The sequence below is a fragment of the Bradyrhizobium sp. UBA2491 genome (assembly GCF_002341725.1).
Classification (GTDB): domain Bacteria; phylum Pseudomonadota; class Alphaproteobacteria; order Rhizobiales; family Xanthobacteraceae; genus Bradyrhizobium.
On the sequence record NZ_DDOP01000067.1, the window covers coordinates 1 to 22,339 of the forward strand.

The 22,339-nt window shown below is 62.8% G+C and carries 20 protein-coding genes; 1 reads left to right on the top strand and 19 read right to left on the bottom strand.

What is annotated here, in order from left to right:
• Positions 1-68: 68 nt before the first annotated feature.
• The 13 genes from B2W55_RS23050 to B2W55_RS23110 all read right to left on the bottom strand — a co-directional run bounded on the left by B2W55_RS23050 (position 69) and on the right by B2W55_RS23110 (position 13,064).
• Positions 69-236: a hypothetical protein gene (locus B2W55_RS23050; protein ID WP_160306620.1), complete on the bottom strand. Its 168-nt coding sequence runs from the start codon at positions 234-236 to the stop codon at positions 69-71.
• 102 nt (positions 237-338) lie between these two features.
• Positions 339-1,043 (bottom strand): ABC transporter ATP-binding protein, encoded by a 705-nt coding sequence (locus B2W55_RS23055; RefSeq protein ID WP_024585163.1) that lies wholly within the window; start codon positions 1,041-1,043, stop codon positions 339-341.
• A complete protein-coding gene (locus tag B2W55_RS23060; RefSeq protein ID WP_024585164.1) occupies positions 1,030-1,836 on the bottom strand; it encodes an ABC transporter ATP-binding protein in 807 nt (268 codons plus the stop codon). Before B2W55_RS23060 ends, B2W55_RS23055 begins: the two co-directional genes overlap by 14 nt.
• Entirely contained in the window at positions 1,833-2,870 is a 1,038-nt protein-coding gene (locus B2W55_RS23065; RefSeq protein ID WP_024585165.1) for a branched-chain amino acid ABC transporter permease, read from the bottom strand. Before B2W55_RS23065 ends, B2W55_RS23060 begins: the two co-directional genes overlap by 4 nt.
• Positions 2,867-3,739: a branched-chain amino acid ABC transporter permease gene (locus B2W55_RS23070; protein WP_024585166.1), complete on the bottom strand. Its 873-nt coding sequence runs from the start codon at positions 3,737-3,739 to the stop codon at positions 2,867-2,869. The genes B2W55_RS23065 and B2W55_RS23070 overlap by 4 nt, the downstream gene beginning before the upstream one ends.
• A 108-nt stretch (positions 3,740-3,847) precedes the next feature.
• Complete coding sequence (locus tag B2W55_RS23075; RefSeq protein ID WP_024585167.1) at positions 3,848-5,011, bottom strand: ABC transporter substrate-binding protein; 1,164 nt, start codon at positions 5,009-5,011, stop codon at positions 3,848-3,850.
• Positions 5,012-5,271: 260 nt separating this feature from the next.
• Positions 5,272-6,765 carry a pyridoxal-phosphate dependent enzyme gene (locus tag B2W55_RS23080; protein WP_024585168.1) on the bottom strand — a complete coding sequence of 498 codons (1,494 nt, stop codon included), beginning with the start codon at positions 6,763-6,765 and terminating at the stop codon, positions 5,272-5,274.
• A gap of 12 nt (positions 6,766-6,777) precedes the next feature.
• Positions 6,778-9,195, bottom strand: a complete 2,418-nt coding sequence (gene cofH / locus B2W55_RS23085; RefSeq protein ID WP_024585169.1) for a 5-amino-6-(D-ribitylamino)uracil--L-tyrosine 4-hydroxyphenyl transferase CofH — start codon at positions 9,193-9,195, stop codon at positions 6,778-6,780.
• Positions 9,195-9,887 carry a 2-phospho-L-lactate guanylyltransferase gene (gene cofC, locus B2W55_RS23090; protein WP_043855603.1) on the bottom strand — a complete coding sequence of 231 codons (693 nt, stop codon included), beginning with the start codon at positions 9,885-9,887 and terminating at the stop codon, positions 9,195-9,197. The genes cofH and cofC overlap by 1 nt, the downstream gene beginning before the upstream one ends.
• 7 nt (positions 9,888-9,894) lie before the next feature.
• Positions 9,895-10,833, bottom strand: coding sequence for a 2-phospho-L-lactate transferase (cofD, locus tag B2W55_RS23095; RefSeq protein ID WP_024585170.1), 939 nt, complete (start codon positions 10,831-10,833; stop codon positions 9,895-9,897).
• Entirely contained in the window at positions 10,830-11,603 is a 774-nt protein-coding gene (cofE, locus tag B2W55_RS23100; protein ID WP_024585171.1) for a coenzyme F420-0:L-glutamate ligase, read from the bottom strand. Before cofE ends, cofD begins: the two co-directional genes overlap by 4 nt.
• Before the next feature lie 4 nt (positions 11,604-11,607).
• Positions 11,608-12,267 carry an NADPH-dependent F420 reductase gene (npdG, locus tag B2W55_RS23105; RefSeq protein WP_024585172.1) on the bottom strand — a complete coding sequence of 220 codons (660 nt, stop codon included), beginning with the start codon at positions 12,265-12,267 and terminating at the stop codon, positions 11,608-11,610.
• Positions 12,268-12,287: 20 nt separating this feature from the next.
• Entirely contained in the window at positions 12,288-13,064 is a 777-nt protein-coding gene (locus B2W55_RS23110; RefSeq protein ID WP_024585173.1) for a LamB/YcsF family protein, read from the bottom strand.
• A gap of 233 nt (positions 13,065-13,297) precedes the next feature.
• On the opposite strand from B2W55_RS23110, the gene B2W55_RS23115 reads away from it, so the two are divergent.
• Entirely contained in the window at positions 13,298-14,494 is a 1,197-nt protein-coding gene (locus B2W55_RS23115; RefSeq protein ID WP_024585174.1) for a diaminopropionate ammonia-lyase, read from the top strand.
• 120 nt (positions 14,495-14,614) lie between these two features.
• Here B2W55_RS23115 and B2W55_RS23120 read toward each other — a convergent pair whose 3' ends face one another.
• From B2W55_RS23120 to B2W55_RS23145, 6 genes are all read right to left on the bottom strand, one after another.
• On the bottom strand, positions 14,615-15,373 hold the full coding sequence (locus B2W55_RS23120; protein ID WP_024585175.1) for a GntR family transcriptional regulator: 759 nt from the start codon (positions 15,371-15,373) through the stop codon (positions 14,615-14,617).
• Positions 15,374-15,428: 55 nt separating this feature from the next.
• Positions 15,429-16,655, bottom strand: a complete 1,227-nt coding sequence (locus B2W55_RS23125; protein WP_024585176.1) for a xanthine dehydrogenase family Fe-S subunit — start codon at positions 16,653-16,655, stop codon at positions 15,429-15,431.
• Positions 16,652-17,491 carry an FAD binding domain-containing protein gene (locus B2W55_RS23130; RefSeq protein WP_024585177.1) on the bottom strand — a complete coding sequence of 280 codons (840 nt, stop codon included), beginning with the start codon at positions 17,489-17,491 and terminating at the stop codon, positions 16,652-16,654. Before B2W55_RS23130 ends, B2W55_RS23125 begins: the two co-directional genes overlap by 4 nt.
• Complete coding sequence (locus tag B2W55_RS23135; protein ID WP_024585178.1) at positions 17,488-19,863, bottom strand: xanthine dehydrogenase family protein molybdopterin-binding subunit; 2,376 nt, start codon at positions 19,861-19,863, stop codon at positions 17,488-17,490. Before B2W55_RS23135 ends, B2W55_RS23130 begins: the two co-directional genes overlap by 4 nt.
• A 217-nt stretch (positions 19,864-20,080) precedes the next feature.
• Positions 20,081-21,352, bottom strand: coding sequence for an ArgE/DapE family deacylase (locus B2W55_RS23140; RefSeq protein ID WP_024585179.1), 1,272 nt, complete (start codon positions 21,350-21,352; stop codon positions 20,081-20,083).
• Positions 21,353-21,386: 34 nt separating this feature from the next.
• On the bottom strand, positions 21,387-22,337 hold the full coding sequence (locus tag B2W55_RS23145) for an LLM class flavin-dependent oxidoreductase (protein ID WP_024585180.1): 951 nt from the start codon (positions 22,335-22,337) through the stop codon (positions 21,387-21,389).
• Positions 22,338-22,339: the final 2 nt, after the last annotated feature.

The following is a 22,339-nucleotide window of genomic DNA, read 5'->3' on the forward strand; positions in this document are numbered from 1 at the left end:
CCTTCGCTACGGCAATCTTCACTTACCGAACCCTTCCTTGGCAAAAACCCACCTGCGGCCGGGCACGCTCATCGCCGTTCATTTCCGAACGACACGATGCCTCCGGAACCGAATTGCGCACAGCGTTCGGCAAACCTGACGACCTCGGCACGGCTCTTGCGATCGCTGATCTGCATGAACGCCATCAGCAGCGCGATGCACTCGTCCGACTTCTGGTCGTCCCTTGCTTTCTGCAAATCCACCATCACTGCCCCGACATCGCGTCGCCGTTCGGACGCCCGCACGTCGCCAGAACGGCAGTTCCTGTCGTCCTGCCGTTTCGATTTTTTGAATTGCCGCTATCCGCCGAGATATGCCGAGCGGACATGCTCGTCATCGATCAGCTCTTTGCCGCTGCCCGACAGCACGACGGCCCCGGTCTCGAGAAGGTAGGCATAGTCGCACATCTCGAGAGCGGAGTACGCATTCTGCTCGACCATCAGGACGGTCGTGCCCGACTTGCGGATATTGTCGATGATCGTGAACACTTGCTCGACAATGTTGGGCGCCAGTCCGAGCGAAGGTTCGTCGAACATGATCAGCTTGGGCCGGGACATGATGGCGCGCCCGATCGCCAGCATCTGCTGCTCGCCGCCCGATAGCGTGCCGGCGATCTGGCCGCGGCGCTCCGCCAGCCGCGGAAACATGCCGAATATCCGCTCCCGGTCTGCCTCGATCTCGCGCTGGTCGGTGCGGAGATACGCGCCCATGTCGAGATTCTCATCAACGGTCATGTCGAAGAACACCCGCCGCCCCTCCGGACAATGCGCAATACCGAGGCTGAGGATCTGCCGGGCCGAGCACTTCGTGATATCCTTGCCCTCGAGCGTGATGCGGCCCGACGCCGACGGCAATATTCCCGAGATCGCGCGCAGCGTCGTACTCTTGCCCGCGCCGTTCGCGCCGATCAGCGCCACGAGCTGCCCGCGCTCGATCTCGAGCGTGACACCCTTGACCGCTTCGACCTTGCCGTAGCGGCATACGAGATTCTCAATGCGCAGCATGCCGGCTCGCCTTTTCGCCAAGATAGGCCCGTATCACCTCGGGGTTGCCGCGAATCTCCGCAGGCGGTCCCGAGGCGATGATACGGCCGTAGTTCAACACGACAATCCGGTCGGAGACGCCCATCACCATGGGAACATCGTGTTCGACCAGAAGGATGGACATGCCACGCTTGTGAAGCTTGTCGAGCAGCTCCATGAAACGCGCGGTCTCGGTGGCGTTCATGCCCGACACCGGCTCGTCGAGCAGAAGCATCGACGGATCCGATGCCAGCGCCAGTGCGACGCCGAGCAGCCGCTGGTCGCCGTATGACAGCGAACCCGCGAGCTCGTCCGCCCGACGTGCAATGCCGACCATCTCGAGCAATTCCTGCGCGAGATGGCGCAGCTCGGCTTCCGATTGCTTCTCCCGGGGCAGCGCCAGCAACACATCGAGCAGGCTCGATCGCCCGCGCCGATGCAGACCGATCATGACATTGTCGAACACCGTCACGCTCTGGAACACGCTGGTCCGCTGAAAGGTCCGCGCCAGTCCGAGCGACGTCACCTGATGCGGTTTCAGATTGCTGAGCGAGTTGCCGCGGTAGCGGACCTCGCCCTTGGTCGGCCGCAGGAATCCGGTGATGACGTTGAAGGCGGTCGTCTTGCCCGCGCCGTTAGGCCCGATGAGACTGACGACTTCCCCCTTGTTGACGGTGAAGCTCATGTCGGCGATTGCCACCAGCCCACCGAAGTGCACGGCGATGTGCTCAACGGATAGAACGGGCTCCGGCGTCGCGAGATCGATAGCGGTCATGGCGTGTCGCGCACCTTGGCTTGATAGGAATCTGCGCTGCTCGGCTCCTTGCGGGGGGTCAGGAACCATTTCTCGATCGCCGGAACGATTCCGGTGGGCAGCACAAAGACGATGATGATCATCAGCAGACCATAGAGGATCCACTGAATCTCGGGCGCGGCAAACGACCGGACAGCGACCGGCAGGAAGCCGAAGATGAGGCCGCCCACGATCGGGCCGGCCAGCGTGCCCTTGCCGCCCGAGATCACCATGATCACGATCGTGACGGTGTAGATGAACGCGAACACGTCCGGATCGATGATCTTCAGGTAATGCGCGTAGAGGCTCCCCGCCGCGCCGGCGATGCCCGCGGAGAACACCGCGGCCAGCACCAGATAACGCGTGACGTCGATGCCGACCGAGACCGCGAGCGATTCGTTCTCCTTGAGCGCGACCATCGCGCGCCCGACCCGCGAATAGACCAGGCGCCGGATCACCACATAGGCGACGATGGCGACGCCGAGCACCAGATAGTAGTTCGACTGCTTGCTGTAGAAATCCAGCGAACCCAGCCCGGGCAATCCAAGCGTCATTGGTGGGATCGAGGTCAGCGCCAGCGGCCCCTGGGTCAGCTCGACCCAGTTCAACGCGATCAGCCTGACGACCTCGGCGAAGCTGACGGTCACGATGACGAAATAGGCACCTCTCACCTTGAACGACAATTTGCCGACGGCATAGCCGCAGATCGCCGCAACCAGCGTGCCGATCACGAAGCCGGACCAGGGCGGCCAGGGTTCGTGAACCACACGAAAGCCGCCGATCAGTTCGACATCGAAGCCGAGCGAGACCAGTGCGCTGGTGTAGGCGCCGATACCGAAGAAGGCGACATGTCCCAGGCTGAGCTGCCCGGTATAGCCGAGCAGCAGATTGAGGCTCATGGCGGCAATGATGAAGATGCCCGTCGTGATGAATGTATTGAGCAGATAGGGATCTTGCAGCCACAGCGGTACCGACGCGAACGCCAGCAGCGAGAGATAGGGGATCAGCCGCTTCATCCGACGCGCTCCACGCGGGCGAACAGCCCCGTCGGCCTGAACAGAAGCACGGCGATGATGATCAGGAATCCCATGGCGTCGCGGTAGCCGGACGAGATGTAACCGGCGCCGAGTTCCTCGGCCAGCGCGAGCAGGAAGCCGCCGATCGTGGCGCCCTGAATGCTCCCCAGCCCACCGAGAATGACGATCGCAAACGACTTCAGCGACGCCAGATTGCCCATCTGCGGCGAGATCACATAGACCGGCCCCAGCAACGCTCCGGCGGCCGCGGCAAGGCTCGAGCCGATCGCAAACGTCGCCATGTAGATGAACTGGATGTTGACGCCCATCAATGATGCGGCGTCGCGGTCCTGGAACGTCGCTCGCATGGCCTTGCCGAGCTTGGTGCGGTTGATCAAGAAATAAGCCACACCGATCAGCGCAAGCGCAGCGCAGAACACGAACAGGCGCAGCCAGGAGACGGAGAACGACCCGATCACGAGCGGCAGCTCCGGAAACGGCGTCGCGACCGACTTGGCAACGCCGCCCCAGACGAACTGCTCGCCGTTCTGCATCACGATCATGGCGCCGATCATGACCAGCATCGTGGTGTCGATGTCGGCACCGCGCATCGGCCGCAGCAACACGAACTCCAGGAGAGCGCCGAGCAGACAGCCCGCGACGATTGCCGCGATCAGCGCAACGAAGAAGTTCGCGCCGAGCATGATCGCCACGAAGTACAGAATATACGCTCCGAACGAATAGAGCTCGCCATGCGCGAAATTGACCACGCGCATGATGCCGAAGATCAGCGTCAGGCCGATCCCCAGCAAGGCGTAGGTACTTCCGAGGATGAGCGTGTTGATGAGGTGTTGAAGAAGCTCGGTCATGATCAATGGCTTCGGCCGAACGATTGCGCGGGCCGCCGTGTGGTTGGAGGAAAGCAAATGCCACGGGGGTCGCCCGACGGGCGGCACCCCGCGCGCGACGTGCGGGTCTTACGATCCCGACAGGACCACCTTATCGTTCTCGATCTTGATCAGATAGAGATTGGGCATGCTTTGTCCGCTCTCCTTGCCGGCCGGTCCCTGCTTGACGAATTTGATCGGACCGTTGAGGCCGGTGAAGTCGACCTTCCAGAGCGCCTCGGTGATGGCTTCCGGGTCAGCCTTGCCGGCACGCTTGATCGCATTGGCGATGGTGCGGATGCCGTCATAGCCGCGGAAGCTCTCGGTGGCGCCTGCGAAAGCGAAGCCGCGCTTCTTCCACTCGCCGAGGAAGTAGTTGGTCGCGACCGGATCCGGCGTCTTGTCCGGATACCAGGGCGCGAAGGTGGTCAGGTGCATCGAGCCGTTGGCGGCGGCACCCGCCTGCTCGATCAGCTGGTCGGGATTCTGCGAGCCGCCGGTCGTGACGATCTTCTTGGTGATGCCGAGCGCGGCGGCCTGCTTGAGCACCAGCGTCAGCTGCTCGACGGCCGTCGTGACCATGATCGTGTCGGAGTCGGTCGCCTTGATCTTGGAGAGCTGGGCGCTCATGTCCTGCGCGGCCTGATCCATGATCTCGACGAGGCCGATCTGGACGTTCTGCGCCTTCAGCGCCTTGCCGAAATCGTCGGCCGAACCACGACCCCAATCATTGTTGATGACGAGGAAGTCGGCCTTCTTGATGCCGAGCGTCGGCATGATCGGCTTGAACTCGGCCGCTTCGACCGACGACGGCGGCGAGATACGGAAGATATAGGGATTGCCCGACGTCGTGATCTTGCTGGACGACGACGTCTCGACCACCATCGGGATCTTGTATTCCATCAGCTTCGGCATCACCGCGAGCGTGAGGCTGGATCCCCACGCGCCCATCATGACCGGGACCTTGTCGCGCGTGATCAGCTTCTCCGCGACAGCCGCAGCCTCGGTCGGATTGCTCTTGTTGTCCTCGATGACGAGCTCGATCTTGCTACCGAGCAACCCGCCCTTCGCGTTGATCTCGTCAGCGGCGATCTTGGCGCCGTTGACGACATAGGTTCCGGATGCCGCGAAGGGTCCGGTGAGCGGCTCGTTGACGCCAATCTTGATGGTTTGGGCAGCAGCGCCAGCTGCCGTCAGGCTCGACATCATCCCAGCCAACGCGACGCTGAGAAGCAATCCGTGTGTTCGGCTCATCTTTCCTCTCCTGCTCGTTTTGAGCGTTCTTCGAAACCTGAAACAGGGATACAGCGCGCCACCTGTGGTCTTGCCGGCTCTTGTTCGGCGGCCGCTCAAACTGGATGATCCTATCATCCTATATTTAGTATATTAATATCAATCCTCGTTCACGCGTCAAGTCTTCCGGCTGCTGCATTTTGCGCCGCACTGCTGTCATTTCGCACAAAACAAACGGACCGCACCGATCTACGAAGCCATCGCACGGTCCGGCAATGGCATTAGCCGTCGTTGCGACCACTTGCCTCATTGTTGAATTCAGTCGTCAGTCGATCCCACTCGTTGAGACTGTCCTGAATGCGGGTCCAGAAAGACTGCGCACGACGTCGTTCAAAATCAGCGACAGCAACGCCTTGCTGCTCGACCCAGGTATAGTAGCCGAGATTGAAGATCGCGCGCCGCTTCGTCTCGGTCAGCTCGACGACGTGATCGGAGGCGACACCGAGCAAACATGCGCCAAATGTTTCGGCCGCGTTGATCTCATCGAAGCCTCTCGAATAGTGAGACTGCTCGAACTGCGTACGCTCGCTCTGATAGAGCGAGGCACTGTCCGTCGCCACCGTCACGATCACCTGGTCCGGGCCGTACGCCATCTGCTTGGCGAGCTTGATGGCCGCGACGATGTTGGCGAACCCGGAAATGCCGACGTGATCGAAACTGCGCACCAGCGCCGGCTCGAGACCGCGGCGCCGCTCGAGATAATTCCGGCCGGTCTTCGATCCGAACAGCAGGTTCAACCGGTCGGTGACGCGGTCCGAGACGCCGACTACGAAATCCAGATTCATGACGTTCTGGATCAAGGGAATGTGCTTGTCGCCGATCCCCTGGATATTATGCTCGCCATAGCCGTTGTTGAGCATGGTGGGACATTCGAGCGCCTCGACGGCCGCCGTCTTGGAGCCCCAGCGGGTCTTGAGAAAATCACCGGCCGCGATCGTGCCTGACGATCCCGTGGCGGAGACGAAGGCGGCGAGCTCATAATCCTGATCCGCCTTGAAGGCCTTGAAAGCCTCCTCCGCCGCCCGTCCCGTGCACGTATAATGGATGAGATAGTTCGAGAACGACGAGAACTGATTGAGGATGACATTGCTGTCGTCCGCTCTCAGCTCGGCGCATTTGTCGTAGATTTCCTTGACGTTGCTCTCGGTGCCCGGCGTCCTCACGATGTCGCTGGGATCGCTGACCCATTTCTCGAGCCATTCGAACCGTTCGCGGCTCATCCCCTCCGGCAACACGGCAACGCCGCGGCAGCCGAGGATACGGGAGACCGCGACCCCGCCGCGACAGTAGTTGCCGGTCGACGGCCAGACCGCCTTCTGCTCCGCCGGATCGAAGCGGCCGGTCACCAACTGCTCGATCAAGGCGGCATAGGCGGGCAGCACCTTGTGCGCGCCAATCATCGGAAATCGGTTGCCGAGCAGGACGATGATCGGTGCGTCGACGCCGGTGAACTCCTTGCGCAGGACGATGTGCCCCGGCACCCAGTCCCTGCTCCTACGGTTGGTCCCATTATACCAATGCATGCGGTAGAGATTGGCCGCGTTGGGCTCGTCGGGCCCGACCGACTCGATCTCTCCCCACAGGCGGGCGGAAGGCACGTCCGGATGCGCGAGCTGCGAGAAGGTCGGCAGCTTAAGCTTGAGCTTGCGGGCCTGCGACGCCGCCTTGCGCCATATTTGCTGATCAACGATCGAAGGCTCGATAAGGAACGTCATGGTCAGTTTCCGTCAAAGGCTGCGTGAGCCGCCTGCCGCGCATGCGGTGCCGGCGGCTTGCCGTTCGCAGACGGCATCGAATGAGCGTTGGCGACGGGCATCGCCGGCGTCGCCGTAGAGCGTCGTACGCTGCCGCGGGACGCGTCCGGAGGAGACGATAATCGATTCCATCTCCTGGGGTGTCATTTCCTGGCCATGCGCAGCGCCGGCAGAGCGGGAGATGCTCTCGTCCATGAGCGTGCCGCCGAGATCGTTCACGCCGGCCGCGAGGCACTGGCGGACACCCTCGGGTCCCATCTTCACCCACGAGGTCTGGATGTTGGTGATGAAGGGATTGAGCACCAGCCGGGCGACGGCATGCATCAGGATCGCCTCGCGGAAAGTCGGCCCCGGCCGGGCCCTGCCCTTCAGATAGACCGGCGCTTCCATATGGACGAAGGGAAGCGGAACGAATTCAGTGAACCCGCCCGTCTCTGCCTGCAGACGCCGCACGCGCAGCAGATGGCGCGCCCAATGCTCATATCGTTCGATATGACCGAACATGATCGTCGCGGTCGACTTGAACCCGACGAGGTGAGCGGTGCGCATCACGTCGAGCCATTGCTGGGTGCGGATCTTGTCCGCGCACAGCGTCTCCCGCACCTCGTCATCGAGGATCTCGGCGGCCGTCCCCGGCAATGTGCCGAGACCAGCGGCCTTGAGCCGTTGCAGAAACTCGGCAACGGGAATGCCGAGGGTCTGAGCACCCTGGTGGATTTCAAGCGGCGAGAACGCGTGCATGTGCATGTCCGGCACGGCGCCCTTAACGGCCCGGCAGACATCAAGATATTTCTGGCCGGTGTAGGACGGATGGATGCCGCCCTGCATGCAGACTTCGGACGCGCCGCGATCCCAGGCTTCGACGACGCGCTGCGCGACTTCGCTCATCTCGAGGTCGTACGGCTTGCCGCGGAGGTTCTCGCTCATCTTGCCCTTCGAGAAGGCGCAGAACTGGCATTTGAACGAGCAAATGTTGGTGTAGTTGATGTTCCGGCAGACGACATAGGAAACCACGTCGCCATTAACCGCGCGTCTGAGCTCGTCGGCACCGCGGCAGACTGTCCCGAAATCGTCCTCATGCGCGCGGAACAAGCGGACGATCTCGCCCTCGGTCAGTTCGCTGCCGCGCTGGGCGTGCGCGATGATCGCAGGAACGTCGGTCGCGACGGAGCTACGCGCAGGACGCTTGCGCCACTCCAGTTCACGGGCTGGAAGGCTGCCGACATGTCCAGGATGCCAGTCATCGGTGCGCGGCGCCCCATCGCCATCGATCCTGTCGAGAACCGATTTCAGCAATTTGCTGTCGAGCCAGCGCGAGGGATTCCGCGCGAACGCCGGATAGATCGGCAGGCGCTTGGCCAGCCGCTTGCCGGCGGACCGCGTCGCCGCTTCCAGCAGCCGCAGATGCGGCCATGGCGCCTCGGGGTTGACGTGATCTGGGGTGACGGGTGAGACCCCTCCCCAGTCATTGATCCCCGCGGCGACAACCCGCCCGAGCGCCGCCGGGCTTAGGTTGGGCGGAGCCTGGATGTTCATGCCCGGCTCGAAGAGCAGACGCGCTATCGCGATGGTCCAAAGATGGTCCTCGACCGACGGCGCCTCCGCGGTCGCCATCCGGGTGCCCGCCTTGGGCCTGAAGTTCTGGATGATGATTTCCTGGATGTGGCCGTGCGCATCGTTGAGATCGCGCAACGCGAGCAGCGCATCGACGCGCTCGGCACGCGTCTCGCCGATCCCGATCAGGATGCCCGACGTGAACGGGACTGCGAGCTTGCCTGCGGCTTCGATGGTTTCGAGCCGCACCGCCGGCACCTTGTCGGGCGAGCCGAAATGCGGGCCACCCTTCGCACAGAGCCGCTCCGACGCGGATTCGAGCATGATGCCCTGCGAGACCGAGACCTTGCGCAACATCGCAAGATCCTCCGCGGACATGATCCCGGGGTTGATGTGCGGAAGAAGGCCGGTGCGCTCGAAGACCGCCTTTGCGACTTCGGCCACATATGACAGCGTCGAGTCATGCCCGAGCCTCGCGAGCTCCTCGCGTGCGATCCTGTAGCGGAGCTCCGGCTTGTCACCGAGGGTGAAAAGCGCCTCGTGGCAGCCGGCCTCCTTGCCAGCTTGCGCGATCGCGACCGCCTCGTCGATGGACAGATACGGCTTGATGCCGGTGCGCGGGGCGTGCGCGAACGTGCAATAATGGCAAACGTCGCGGCACAGCTGCGTGAGCGGGATAAAGACTTTCGGCGAATAGGTCACGGCATCGCCATGGGCGGCGTCGCGGCGACTTGCAGCGGCCCTCAGCAGTTCGGTCGTGTCGGCGATATCGACGAGTTCGTAGGCCTGATCGCGCGACAGACGTTGATCGAGCCTCAAGTCGGGCAGCAAAGTCATCAGAACAGCCTCACGGGAGCAGGAGCGTCTTCGACACCGAAACGCTCGGCGATGTTGATCTGGTCCACGAAGGATCGGGTCATTCCGCGATCCTGCGACGCCAGCAGATAGGGTCCGAAATCGAGCGGGCAGTCGATGTCCTTGCCGATGCCGTCGGATTTCAGCACGCTGACACCGAGGTCGCGCGCGCGCGCGGTGCTGCGATGCCGGCGAAAGCTGTCCTCGCCGAACTGCGGTTGCAGCAGCCGGGGCGAGCGCATCGCGAGCGCATTGGTGCCGCCATCGTACAAGGCCGGCACCAGCACGATCGGCGTGTGGTTGAGCAATTCGACCACGTTCTCGAAATCCCGCGAGGCGGCGAAAGGAATGTCGGCCGGGACGATCATGACCCGGCGATCATAGATCTCGAACGCATCGAGACCGAACTGCACGGCCTTGTTCACGCCGGCCTCCGCCGGGTCGAAAATCGCCGCGGCACCAAACGACTTGGCGATAGCGAGCGCGTCCAGATCGGAGCTGACCACGGCGATCCCGTCGACGGTCCTTGCGGCGTTGAGGCTTTGCAGGACGTCGCGCAGCATCGCCTGCGCAAGCTCGGCGCGCTCCGGCGCGTAGAGGACGTCGCCCAGCCTGCTCTTCGCGCGACTGAACTTCTTCACGGGAACAAGTGCCCAGGTCTCGGAATGGCCCATCGGATGCTCAGCGATCGAACTGTTCGAGGAATTTGAGGCACGCTTCGGCCAAACGGATCCGTTCGTCCTTGGAGCGCATGATGGTGTCGGTGAGGTGCACCGGGATTTCGATCCGCGCGGCGTCGGACTGATCGACCTGGTCCATCACGAAGCCGTCGAGGAACGGGTAATGCCGGACGATCGAAGCGCAACTGGTCTCGACCCCGAGCTCGCTCATGATCTTGGCGGTCGGTCCCTTGATCGCGCGCCCGCCGACCAGCGGCGAAACGGCAACGATCGGCGCCTTGACTGTCTCCAGTGCCGGAAGCAGGCCTGGAACAGCCAGGATCGGATCGATGCTGAGATACGGATTGGACGGGCATAGGATGATCGCATCGGCGTTCCCGATCGACTGCAACACGGCGTTGGTGGCCGTGCCCCTGCCCGGATTGTCGAACTCTATGCGCTTGACGACCGGCTGCGCCTGCGCGCCGACAAAATAGCGCTGGAACGACATCCTCTCGTCGGCGGTGACGATCATGGTCGCGAACGGATCGTCGCTCATCGGAAGGATTGCCGCGGCGATGTTCAGCCGCTGGGCAAGTTCACGCGTGAAGTCGGTGAGACTGACGCCGGCGCGCAGCGCGCGCGAGCGAACGACGTGCAGCGCGAGATCGCGATCGCCGAGCCTGAACCAGGTTTCGCCACCGAGCCCACCAAGGGCGTCCATGAAGTTCCAGCTCTCGCCTGCCCGGCCCCAGCCGCGCTCTTCGTCGGCGAGTTCGCCAAGCGTGTAGACCACCGTATCCAGGTCAGGTGACACCGACAGGCCGAGATGCTCGAAGTCATCGCCGGTATTGACGACGACGCTGAGCTTGGCGCCGAGCAAGCGGCTGAGACCATAGGCGAGCTTGGCGCCACCAACGCCTCCGCACAGCGCAACGATCTTCTTGTCACCCTGGTTCATCGGAACATGTCCTGGCTCTTGGGTCGCGCGAGCACAGATGCGGACGACGCAGGCCCGGTTAGTTGCAGGCCCCGGACCACAACGACCGGCCGCGCCTCGGCGGCCTGCCCCATCAGCAGCGAAGCCGCGGCGGCTATTTCATCGGCCACGGCAATTTCGGTCATCCGCATCGCACGGCCGAACATGTCGGGGACACCGATCTGGCTCAGCAGTGACGGCACACCCGCCGCACCGATCGCAACGCCGACCACGCCGTTTCGCCACGGGCGGCCGAAACTGTCATTGATGACGACGCCAAGACCAAGGCCGTCGTCCGGGTCGAGCATGGCTTTGAGCTCACGCGCCGAGCCGTCCGGATCCTTCGGCAGGAGCAGAACCCGCTCCTCTCCGTCGTGGTGTTCGATATTGGACTGGTCGATGCCGGCGTTGGCCATGACGAAGCCGAGCCGATGCGCCGCGATCAGAACGTTCGGCCTGTGCTTGACGATCTCGTCGGATTCGCCGAGCACCACCTCGATGAATCGCGGATCCTTGCCGACCGTCTTCGCAAGCTCGAGCGCGGCCGCCGATGGCTCGATATCGGCGAGGCGGACATAGCGCCCTTCGGATTTCGAGACGATCTTCTGCGCGATGACGAGCACATCGCCTCGCTCGAGGCGCAACGCCATCCCGGTCAAAGCGGCTCGCACGATGACCGCGAGATTGTCCCCTGGACTGACATGCGGGATGCCGTCCAGGGCGATATATTCGACGCGGCCGCCGACAGCCATGGGATCAGGCGACCGATTTCGCGGTCAGGCCGGTGATGCGGATTCCCGCGCCGGGGACCTTGTAGCGACGGTTGATACCGATCAGCACCGACGTCAAGGCTTCGGCCGCCGCCGAATTGGCCAGAACGCCACCATCGATGCCCGCGCTTGCGACCTCATTCGCGAGGCTGATGACAATATCTCGCGCGGCCTTGTCGTCGCCGAACACCAGCACGTCGCAATCCGCTCGCCCGCCCTGATGCAGCTTGGTGGCGCCCACATTGTGGAAAGCCGAGACCACCCGCACGCCCGGACCAAGCAGCTGCTGAGCGATTTGCGCAGCCGAGCCCGCGGAAGGAAGCTGGACCACCGAGACCTTGGGCGGCACCAGCGGGACCGCGGCATCGACCACGATCTTGCCCTGCACCACGTCCTTGACCTCGGTCAGCGTCGCATCATGGCTTGCGAAGGGCACCGCGAGCACCACGATGTCGCCCGCCCTGGCGGCGCCGACATTGTCGTCACCGGCCACCTCGCCCGTCATCGCCTCGGCAACGCTCTTCGCTTTCTCGGCTGATCGCGAACCGAGAACGACCTTGTAGCCGGCCGCAAGCCAGCATTTGGCCAGGCCGGAGCCCAGGTCCCCCGTACCTCCGAGGATGGCGATGGTCGGTTTGTCGGTCATAACACAGGTGCCTTTCAGGATTAGTCCAGGATCATGTCGGTCAGAGGCACAAGCTTGACGCCCGCCTTCTCGAGACCTTCGCGGACGGCGCGCGCTGTCGCGACGCCGGTTGGCTCATCGCCATGCACGCAAAGCGTATGAACCTTGCATGTGATCTTCTTGCCGTTGCGCGAGGTAATGGTGTTGTTCAGCACCATATCGAGCACCTGCTGCGTCGCGACGGCAGCGTCCTTGATGACCGAACCTGGAATTTTCCGTGACGTCAGGTTGCCGTCATCATCGTACTGACGATCGCAGAAGCCCTCGATCGCGACCGGCAGATTGAGGCCGCGGCCGGCCTTCTCCATCTCCGAGCCCGCGAGCGCGACATAGATGATGCGCGGATCGACCGCCTTGATGGCGCGGCCGATGGCGAGTGCGTAGTCCTTGTCCTCTGCGGCCATGTTGTTCAGGGCGCCGTGCGGTTTGAGGTGGGTGACGCGCTCGCCTTCATAGGCCGCCATCGCCTGGAGAGCGCCAATCTGATAGGCGATCATGTATTCGAGATCGTCGGGACGCATGTCGATGCGGCGACGGCCGAAACCCCAGATGTCGTTGAAGCCGGGATGGGCTCCGATCGTGACGCCGAGCCGCTTGGCTTCCCGCACCACATTGCGCATCACGCGCGGATCACCGGCATGGAAGCCGCAGGCGATATTGGCTGAACCAATGACGTTCAGGATGCCCGCATCATCGCCGATGTCGTAGGCACCGAAGCCCTCGGCCATGTCGGCATTGAGATTGATCGAAATCGTCATCCGCTTCTCCTGTCCAAGCGTCCGCGAACCCTATCGTACTATTGTTAGTACGACAATCCCTTTTATGAGAGAAGATGCCTTGCGCCGCGACGGGGCGCTGGTTCGGATTCGATATTGAACTATCATCCCAATGATAGTATGTATCGCCGCGCGTGACAAGTTGCGCCGCTCGGACATATACGCCTGAACGGCTGCCCTAACCGCGCATTCCCTCACCGCAAAGGCTGGTCTGAATGTTCCTGTCGAACGCAAGCCCATCTCACAATCACCCCCTTGATCCGGCGGACGTCGCGACATTGGCACGCGAGCAAGCGAATGAAGTTGAGCGCTTTCTCACCTTCCGGGAGAATCACAAGCCGACACCGCTCCAATCGCTGTCGGCCCTGGCGCGGGAACTCGGCGTCGGTACTGTGCACATCAAGGATGAGTCCTACCGTCTGGGACTCGGCAGCTTCAAGGCACTCGGCGGATCCTACGCGGTCGTCAGGCTACTGCTGGAGATGGCCAGCAGCAAGCTCGGCCGCGCAGTCGACATCAGCGAGATCGGCACACCGGCGGTTCGCGACATCGCGCGGGGCCTGACCGTCGGATGCGCAACCGACGGAAATCATGGCCGCTCCGTTGCCGCAGGCGCCCAGATGGTCGGCGCGAAGGCCGTCATCTTTGTTCACAGCGGTGTCACGGACGAACGCGTCGCGGCCATCTCGCGGTTTGGCGCCGAGATCGTACGCGTCACCGGGACATATGACGACTCGGTCGCCGTGGCCGATCAGACGTGCCGCGACAATGGCTGGATCGTCGTCTCCGATACGTCGTGGCCGGGATACGAGCGCATCCCTGGCCTCGTGATGCAGGGCTACACCGCCATGCTGAATGAAATCCTCCGGGACATGCCGGATCGCCCGTCTCATGTGTTCATCCAGGCCGGCGTCGGGGGCCTTGCCGCGGCAGTCGCCGGGTATTTCGAGATCGTGTTCGGCAAGGACCGGCCGACCTTCGTGGTCGTCGAGCCCGAGCGGGCGGCCTGTCTTTACGAGAGCGCGGTGGCCGGGCACCCCACCAAGATCGCACATGGCGAGCCGACCATCATGGCGATGCTCGAATGTTACGAACCGTCGCTGGTGGCCTGGCGAATCCTGTCGCGCAAGGCCGATGGGTTCATGACTGTCGGCGAGGACGACGCGGCCGAAGCGATGCGCAGTCTCGCGCGCCCTCTGGATCGCGATCCGGCCATCGTCGCCGGCGAAAGCGGAGCGGCCGGGCTTGCCGGGCTCCGCGTGGCAACGAGGGACAAGGCCATCCGCGACAAGCTTGGGCTCGGCCCCGCCTCGCGCGTGCTCCTGATCAACACCGAAGGGGCAACCGATCAGGCGCGTTATACGGAGATCGTCGGATCGTCGCCGGCTACGGTTCTGCAATCGGCGGCCTGATCGCGTCTGACCTGCGACATCCAGATCATGGTGCGATCGTCTGGAATCGCATCATGATCTGATCTGCTTGTTCGAGACGATATTTCCGGAAGAGCGACTTCCTCCCTTCCGGTCCGGGCTCTAGGCCTTGGTGCGCTTCTTGCTCTTTTCCATGAGATCGACGCGAAGCGCGAAGCAGCTGCGGTGATAATGGATATTGGCGACATAGACCGCGATGTTATCGCTGTCCACGAGCACGAGCCGACAATCGGCGGTCGGTTCACCCAATCCGATCTTGAGCAGCTCCGCCGTCTCCGGATCCGCCACGCCGATCGTCACGATCTGATGCGCGTGGACGATTTCGATATCATCCATCTCCATGATCTTGGTGAGCGCGGCCGTATGGGTAAAGCGCTTGCGGTCCTTCACGAAGATATTGCGCGCCAGGTAGAGATTGACAACGGAGAACGGTTCGTCGTCGTTGTACTGCACGCTTCGCAGGAAGGCGTAGCCTTCGGCGGGCTTGCCTTCGTGTGCCGCGAGCTGCGGCGCCGCGACGTTCTCCTCGATATGGACGCGCTTGAGAACGTTGCTCTTCACCGAGTCGACCATCGACTCGAAGTCGTTGGCGAGATTCAGCCAATGACGGTTCTTGGGCCTGCCGGAGACGAAGGTCCCGCGTCCCTGCTGGGCGTCGAGGAGACCTTCACTGCGCAGCATCTCGATCGCCTGCCGGATCGTGACCCTCGCCACGCCGAACTCGCCTTCAAGCTCCTCGATGGTCGAGATCTTGTCGCCTTCCTGCCAGTGGCCGGTCTCGACACGTTGGCGCATGACGGATGCCACCTGGACATACAAGGGGACGCGGCTGCGATCGTAATTTGGGACTAGCTTATTCATGTCAGTAAGATAGTCCCTTTTCTCGCTCAAAGCGAGCTTTATCGGCGAATGCGCCTCACTTGCGCCTGAACAACCACCCGAAGGCACGTTTGACATAGTCCAGTGCCATTGTTCGCATCAACGCACCGGCATCGAATTCCTTAACGATGGTGGGCTCGTCACCCGTCCCGCCTTCCGCCCGATGCGAAAGCTTCGCTTCGAGATTCTGCACGAAGACCGCGATGATCCGACCGGCAACATCCTGAATTAATCCCGAACGGCTGAACTGAGCCAGGGCACCGGTCAGGGTGAAGCCGATGGTCAAGTCGACCTTGGTTTGGTCCGGAGCCTCGCCTTGCTTCACGGAGTAGCCGATCAATCCGCGGGTTGACGAGTTGCTTCGCTTGTCCTTGCCGGCACCAACGATCGTGCCGGAGCGCGTGGCATCGTCGCGTGTCACGTCTGCGACGCCCTGGAATTCGGCGGAGATCGGTCCAACCTTGATCTTGATTTGCCCATTCACATGGCCATCGACGGGCTCGCCGGCAAGAGATGCTCCCGGCAAACAGGAGGCAACGGCCCCGATATTGGCGAAGAAGTCCCACACCAGACCGACCGGATGCGCGACCGTGAAGCTCTCGGTGAAGCTGGTTTGCGGCTTCCAGTTCGTGTCCTTCAACGATGCGGCGGCGACAGGCGCTGCCTGAGCATTCCCGACCTGAGGAGCATCTACCAGCTTTGCCGGCGCAACGGCAGTGGCGGCGACGGCGGCGGCGTGACCGGACCCCGAGGGTCCGAGCCGGGTCCGGTTGCCGTTCGGAATGGCCGCGATCCCGCGCGCCCGCCGTTCCCTCACTACCTGCTGGATCGCGCGGACGATGCCAACATATCCGGTGCAGCGACAGAGATTGCCGCTCATCGCGATGCGGATGTCGTGCTCGGTCGGTGCATCCATGCGCAGCACGACGTCCCGCGCCGAGACGATCATGCCCGGCGTGCAGTAACCGCACTGCAGGCCGTGCTCCCTGGTGAAGGCGGCGCGCAGCTCGCGCGTGATCTCGTCTTCATCCAAGCCCTCGATCGTCGTGACCTCGGCCTGCTGGCAAGCGACGGCGAAAGTGATGCAAGAGCGCGTCGGCACGCCATCGACCAGCAACGTGCAGGCGCCGCAAACGCCGTGCTCGCATCCAAGATGGGTGCCGGTCAGGTTGAGCTTCTCGCGCAGGAAATCGGCGAGATGCGTTCGAGGCTGGATGTCCGCGCTGACGGACTTTCCGTTGACGTTGATACTCAGCATGTTCATTGCGGCCGCGCCTGCTCGAGCGCGCGACGAAGCGCTGCGATGTGGGTCTTCCTGTCGAGAGCGTCTTCCATACCGGCCTTTTCGAGTATCTCGCCTACCGCGCAATCGTTGAAGTGCTCGCCGGGACGCTCCGCACGTCCATCGCCAATGACGTTGGCGGCTTCAGTAATGACGATGGGCCGGCTCTCCGTCGCGCCGATCACGGCCCGGCTCACGCCACGATCCGGATCGGTGAGGAAGGATCCGATCGCGTGAGCGAACTCACCGGTCTTGCGGCAGCTCTTGAAATAGCCCCAGCGCGCCGATCTTCCGAGTTTGGGTATCCTTACGTGAACGAGCACCTCTCCCGGCCGTATGTCGGCTTCCAGAGCGCCGAGCATGTAGTCCTCGACGGCAAGCGTGCGTTCGCCGTTCGGACCGCGCAGGACGACTTTTGCGCCCAGCGCTGCCAGAATGGAGTGCCAGTCCGCCGACGGATCCGCATGGGTCAAGCTGCCGCCAATCGTGCCGCGATTGCGAACGGCTCGATAGGCAATTCCGTTCGCGACCGTCGGCAGCGCGCCCCGGGTGAAATCCGGAACGCGCTGGTCCTCGATATCGGCATGGGTGATGCAGGCGCCGATCCTGATCTCGTCGGATTTCTCCTCGACGCGGCGCAACTCCTCCACGCCGGTGAGGTCGACGATGAGATCGGGCTGCACCAGGCGCAGGTTCAGCATCGGACCCAACGACTGGCTGCCCGCCATCATCTTGACGGTCCGGCTATCGTCGGAGACCAGCTTGATGACCGCATCGACCCCATCGGGGCGCGCATAGTCGAAATTGACTGGCTTCACGCCGGCAATCCTTCCGCCAGTTCGGGACGCTTCGCCTTGCGCGATTCGGTTGCGGCCTGGATCGCTTCGAGCACACGGCGCGGCGTCATCGGTGTGTGCAGAAGCTGTGCCCCAAGCGGACGCAAGGCGTCGTTGACGGCGTTGCCGATCGCTCCGGGTGGCGCGATCGCTCCGCCTTCGCCAATGCCCTTGACGCCAAATTCCGTGTACGGCGCCAACGTCTCCATGTGACCGACTTTCGGCGCCGGCACCTCGGTCGGCCCGGGCAGCAGATAGTCGGCGAAGGTCGATGCAAGCGGTTGCCCCGAAGTGTCGAAATTCATCTCCTCGTACATCGCGGTGCCGATCCCCTGCGCAAGGCCACCGTAGATCTGGCCGTCCACCACCATCGGGTTGATGAGCTGGCCGCCATCCTCCACGATCACATAGTCGAGCAGCTCGATGTCGCCGAGCTCGGGATCGACCGCGACGACCGCAATGTGGGTCGCGTAGCTGAAGGTGCCGGAATCCCTCGCCGGCTTGTAGCCGATGGTCACTTCCAGCCCGCGCGGATCGACCGACGCTGGAAGGTCTTGCGGCCGGCGGTACCAGGTGTGGGCGATCGCGTCGATCGTCACGCTGTTCGACGGACCGATGACCGATCCGTTCTCGAGCCTGACATTGGCGACGTCGGTCTGCAGCAAATGAGCGCCGATGCCCTTCACGAGCTTGGCAAGCTCGCGCGAGGCGGTCGCGACGGCGCCACCGGACATCACGGCGCAGCGCGATCCCCAGCTGCCCGTCGAGTACGGCGTGTATTCGGTATCGCCGTGCACCAGCTTGATCCGCGCGATGTCGATGCCGAGGATTTCGTTCGCGACCTGCGGCAGCGTGGTCTCCATGCTCTGACCATGCGAATGCGCGCCGATACGAAGCTCGAGGCCACCGTCCGGCGTCATGCGCGCGGTCGCTTGCTCATGGCCCGGAACCATCGGAATGCCCCAGCCTGCATAGACCGAGGTACCGTGGGCGCCCTGCTCGCAGTAAACCGACAGACCGACGCCGATCAACCGGCCATCGGGCTCGCCCTTCTTCTGCCTAGCGCGAAGGCCGGCAAGGTCGATCTTGTCGAGCGCCTGCCGCAGCGATTCCGGATAGTCGCCGCTGTCGAAATGCTTCTTGGTGATGTTGTCGAACGGCATCTGCTCGGGGCGCACGAGATTCTTCAACCTCACCTCGTAAGGTTCGAGGCCACACTCATGCGCGATCGCATCCATCATCAGTTCGATCGCGTAGCAGACGCCGGTGCGCGCCACGCCACGATACGGCAGGATGGGGCATTTGTTGGTCGAGACCGACCAGGTGCGGCAACGATACGACGGAAAATCGTACGGTCCAGGCAGGATGCTGGCGATCTGCGCCGCTTCGAGGCAGGCCGAGAACGGATACGACGAATAGGCGCCGGAATCGACCGAGGCTTCGCACTCGACGCCGCGCAGCTTGCCGTCGCGATCGGCGTAGACAGTGATGTTGTAATGGTGCTCACGGCAATTTGCACCTGCGGTCAGATGCTCGCGGCGATCCTCGATCCAGCGCACCGGATAGCCGCAGCGCATCGCAAGCCAGCCGAGACAGACATCCTCCGTCAGCACGATCCCCTTGTAGCCGAACCCGCCGCCGACATCCGGCGAAACGATCCGGATCTTCAGCTGTTCGAGATTGAGGCATTCCGACAGACCGTTGCGCACGATATGCGGCTGCTGGTTTCCGGTGTACAGCACCAGCTGGTCCATCCGCTTGTGCCAAACGGCGACCGTTCCCCGGCCTTCCATGGGCGCCATGCTCTGGCGCGCGGTCGAGATTTCGCGCGTGATCTTGATCGGCGCGTCGTAGGCCGCTTCCATGTTGATGTCGACGAACGTCTCGAGAAAAACGTTGTCGCCCCACTCCTCGTGCACCAGGGCGGAATCGGGACGCCGCGCGAGCAGCATGTCGTGGACCGCTGGCAGCTCCTCGAAATCGACTTCGACCGCGGCAGCGATGTCCTCGGCTTCCGCGCGGGTATCGGCAACGCACATCGCGATCAGTTCGCCGACCTGGCGGACCTTTTCATAGGCAAGGATCGGTTGGTCCGACGGCTTGAATCCCGGCAGACCAGAGACGGCGCGGATCGGGCGCGTGTCGGCCGCCAGATCGGACGCAATGAACACGCTGTCGCGAAGATGCGGCGGGATGCGGATGTCCTTGATCCGCGCATGCGCAAGCGGGCTGCGAACGAACGCGACATCGCGCATGCCGGGCAGGCGAATATCGCCGACATACTCGCCTCGCCCGCGGAGAAAGCGATCGTCCTCCTTGCGGGGAATCGAAGCTCCTACGCCTTGCTTCGCCATTCCGTGCACCTCTTTGCCGTATGTGAACTTCTGTTCCTCCTCTCCGAGGAAGCAGAATTCATCTTATTGTTGATATGATAGCATCAATTGACGAAAGCGTCGAGTCTGACAGCGCTCTCCCGGGAGCAGCAAGTCGCACTTTCCAGGCGTTTGCAACATCCCAAAAAAGAAGGAGGCCCAACCAGGGCCTCCTTCGGAATTCTGCTCGCCCTGGCCGCTATTTCGGGGAGTTGCACCAGTCGTAGATGCTCAAGGCCATGACCTTGATCGCCGTGAGATAATCGTCGATCGAGACGTACTCGTCATTGGCATGCATCACGGCCGTCGAGCCGGGCCCGAAAATCACCGTCGGCGTGTCGGCGTATTTGTTGAGGAAGCGGGTGTCGGCGGCGCCTTGACGCCCCGAGATCGTCGGCGGCTTGCCGGTGATCTCGGTGTAGACGTTGCAGACCGTCTGGACGATCGGATGCTTGACCGGGATCTCGGAAGCTTCCGCATCGTAACCGACGAATTTGACCACCGGCGGGTGATCCTTCATCCAGGGATCGCTGGCCGCGAGCTCTGCGATCTTCTTGACTAGGCTCTGCTTGACCGCTTCGTGATCCTCGCTCGGAACGGTGCCGATCGAGCCCTTCAGGACGGCGCTGGCCGGGAATGCGCTCGGATAGTTTCCGGCCTGGAAGCTGCCGATGATGCAGGGAAGCGAGTCAATGGCGCTCGGATAGAGCGCATGCTTGACCGTCGCAACGCGTTCGTCTTCGAGTTCCTGCACCGCCTTGACGATCTTGTTGCCAAGCTCGATGGCGCTGATGCCGAGATAGCGTTGCTGGATGCCGGCCGGCTTGCCCTCGACGTCGATCTGGAACCAGATGCGACCAATGCACGCAGGCTGCACGAACAGGTCGCTGGTCTCACCCGAGATGCCGGCGTCGGCCTTGTAGCCGCGGATCACCGTGTCGAGCGTGCCGTGACCGCTGACCTCCTCGTCGATGACGATGTTGATCATGACATCGCCCTTGGGCGTGAGCCCGAGCTCCTTGAGATACTGCACCGCGAGGACATGGCTCGCGACGCCGCTCTTCATGTCGCAGGACCCGCGACCATAGATGCGCCCGTTCTTGATCGATGCGGACCAGGGATTGTCGCTCCAGCCTTCGCCATTGCCGACCGGAATCACGTCGGTGTGCCCGTTGAGCAACAGCGAGCGGCCGCCGCCCGTACCCTTCAGCGTGGCCACGATGTTGGGACGATTCTCGTAGCCGCGATCGACTGGGCGGTAGCCCGGATGCTTCTTGAGCTGCTCCCAGTCGGTCTCCCACATGTCGACCTCGAGGCCGATGTTGGTGAGATAGCCGTGCATGTGCTTCTGGATCGCGGCCTCATCGCCGGTCACGCTGGGGATCGCCACCATATCCTGAAGGAACTTGATGGCGTGATCCTTCGACGCATCGACCTTGTCGAGGATCTTCTTTCGTACGGGATCGGTCATCTCTTTTGCCTTTTCTTGCTTGTCGCCGGGACCGTTACTTGGCGCGCAGCCGCGGAATGATCTCGCGTGCGATCGTCTCGACCTGATCGGCCTGATACTTGTAGGGAACGAAGATGATCTTCTGCACGCCCATCGCGATGTGCTCACGCAGCTGCGCGACGCATTCGTCGACCGAACCCATGATGGCGCTCTCGCGGCTGCAATCGCTATGCGCCGGGAAGTCCCATTCCTTGTTGAGCCAATCCATCATGTCGGCCTCGACCGCCTGCCGCGACTTGCCGATCATGATCGGCAGCTGGGACGCGTTCAGGAGCTTGGACGGGTCCTTGCCGCCCTCCTTGGCGAAGTTGACGATCTTGTCCCAGGACTTCTTGAAGTCGGCCGGACGATAGAAATAGGTCAACCAGCCGTCACCGTTGACGGCGGCGCGCTTGAGCACCGGATCGGCATAGCCGCCGATCAGCAGCGGGATCTGCGGCTGCGCCGGCTTCGGATACATCACTGCCTTCGAGATGTTGTGGCGCATGTATTCGCCGCTGACCGACGCCTCCGTCCAGAGCCGCCGCATGATCTCGAGGTTCTCGTCCATGATCTTGCCGCGCTTCTCGAAGGGAATGCCGAGCGCGTCGAACTCCCGCTTGTACCAGCCCGACGCCATTCCCATGATCAGGCGACCGTCGGACAGTTGGTCCATGCTAGACAGTTGCTTGGCGAGCGCGACCGCGTTGCGCAGCGGCAGCACGAGGATGCCGGTGCCCATCTTGATCCGCTTGGTGCGCGCCGCAATGCCGGTGAGCGCCGTCAGCGAATCGATGATCGGAAAGTTCGGCTCGACGCCGAGCAGCATGTGGTCCCACACCCAGACCGAATCGTAGCCCAATTCCTCGACCCGCACGCCGTACTCGACGAGGGCACGCGCGTTCGGCATTTCGGGATAGGCGGTGAAGTTGCGGGCGGCGATACCAAACGTGTTGGCAAGGGTCATCG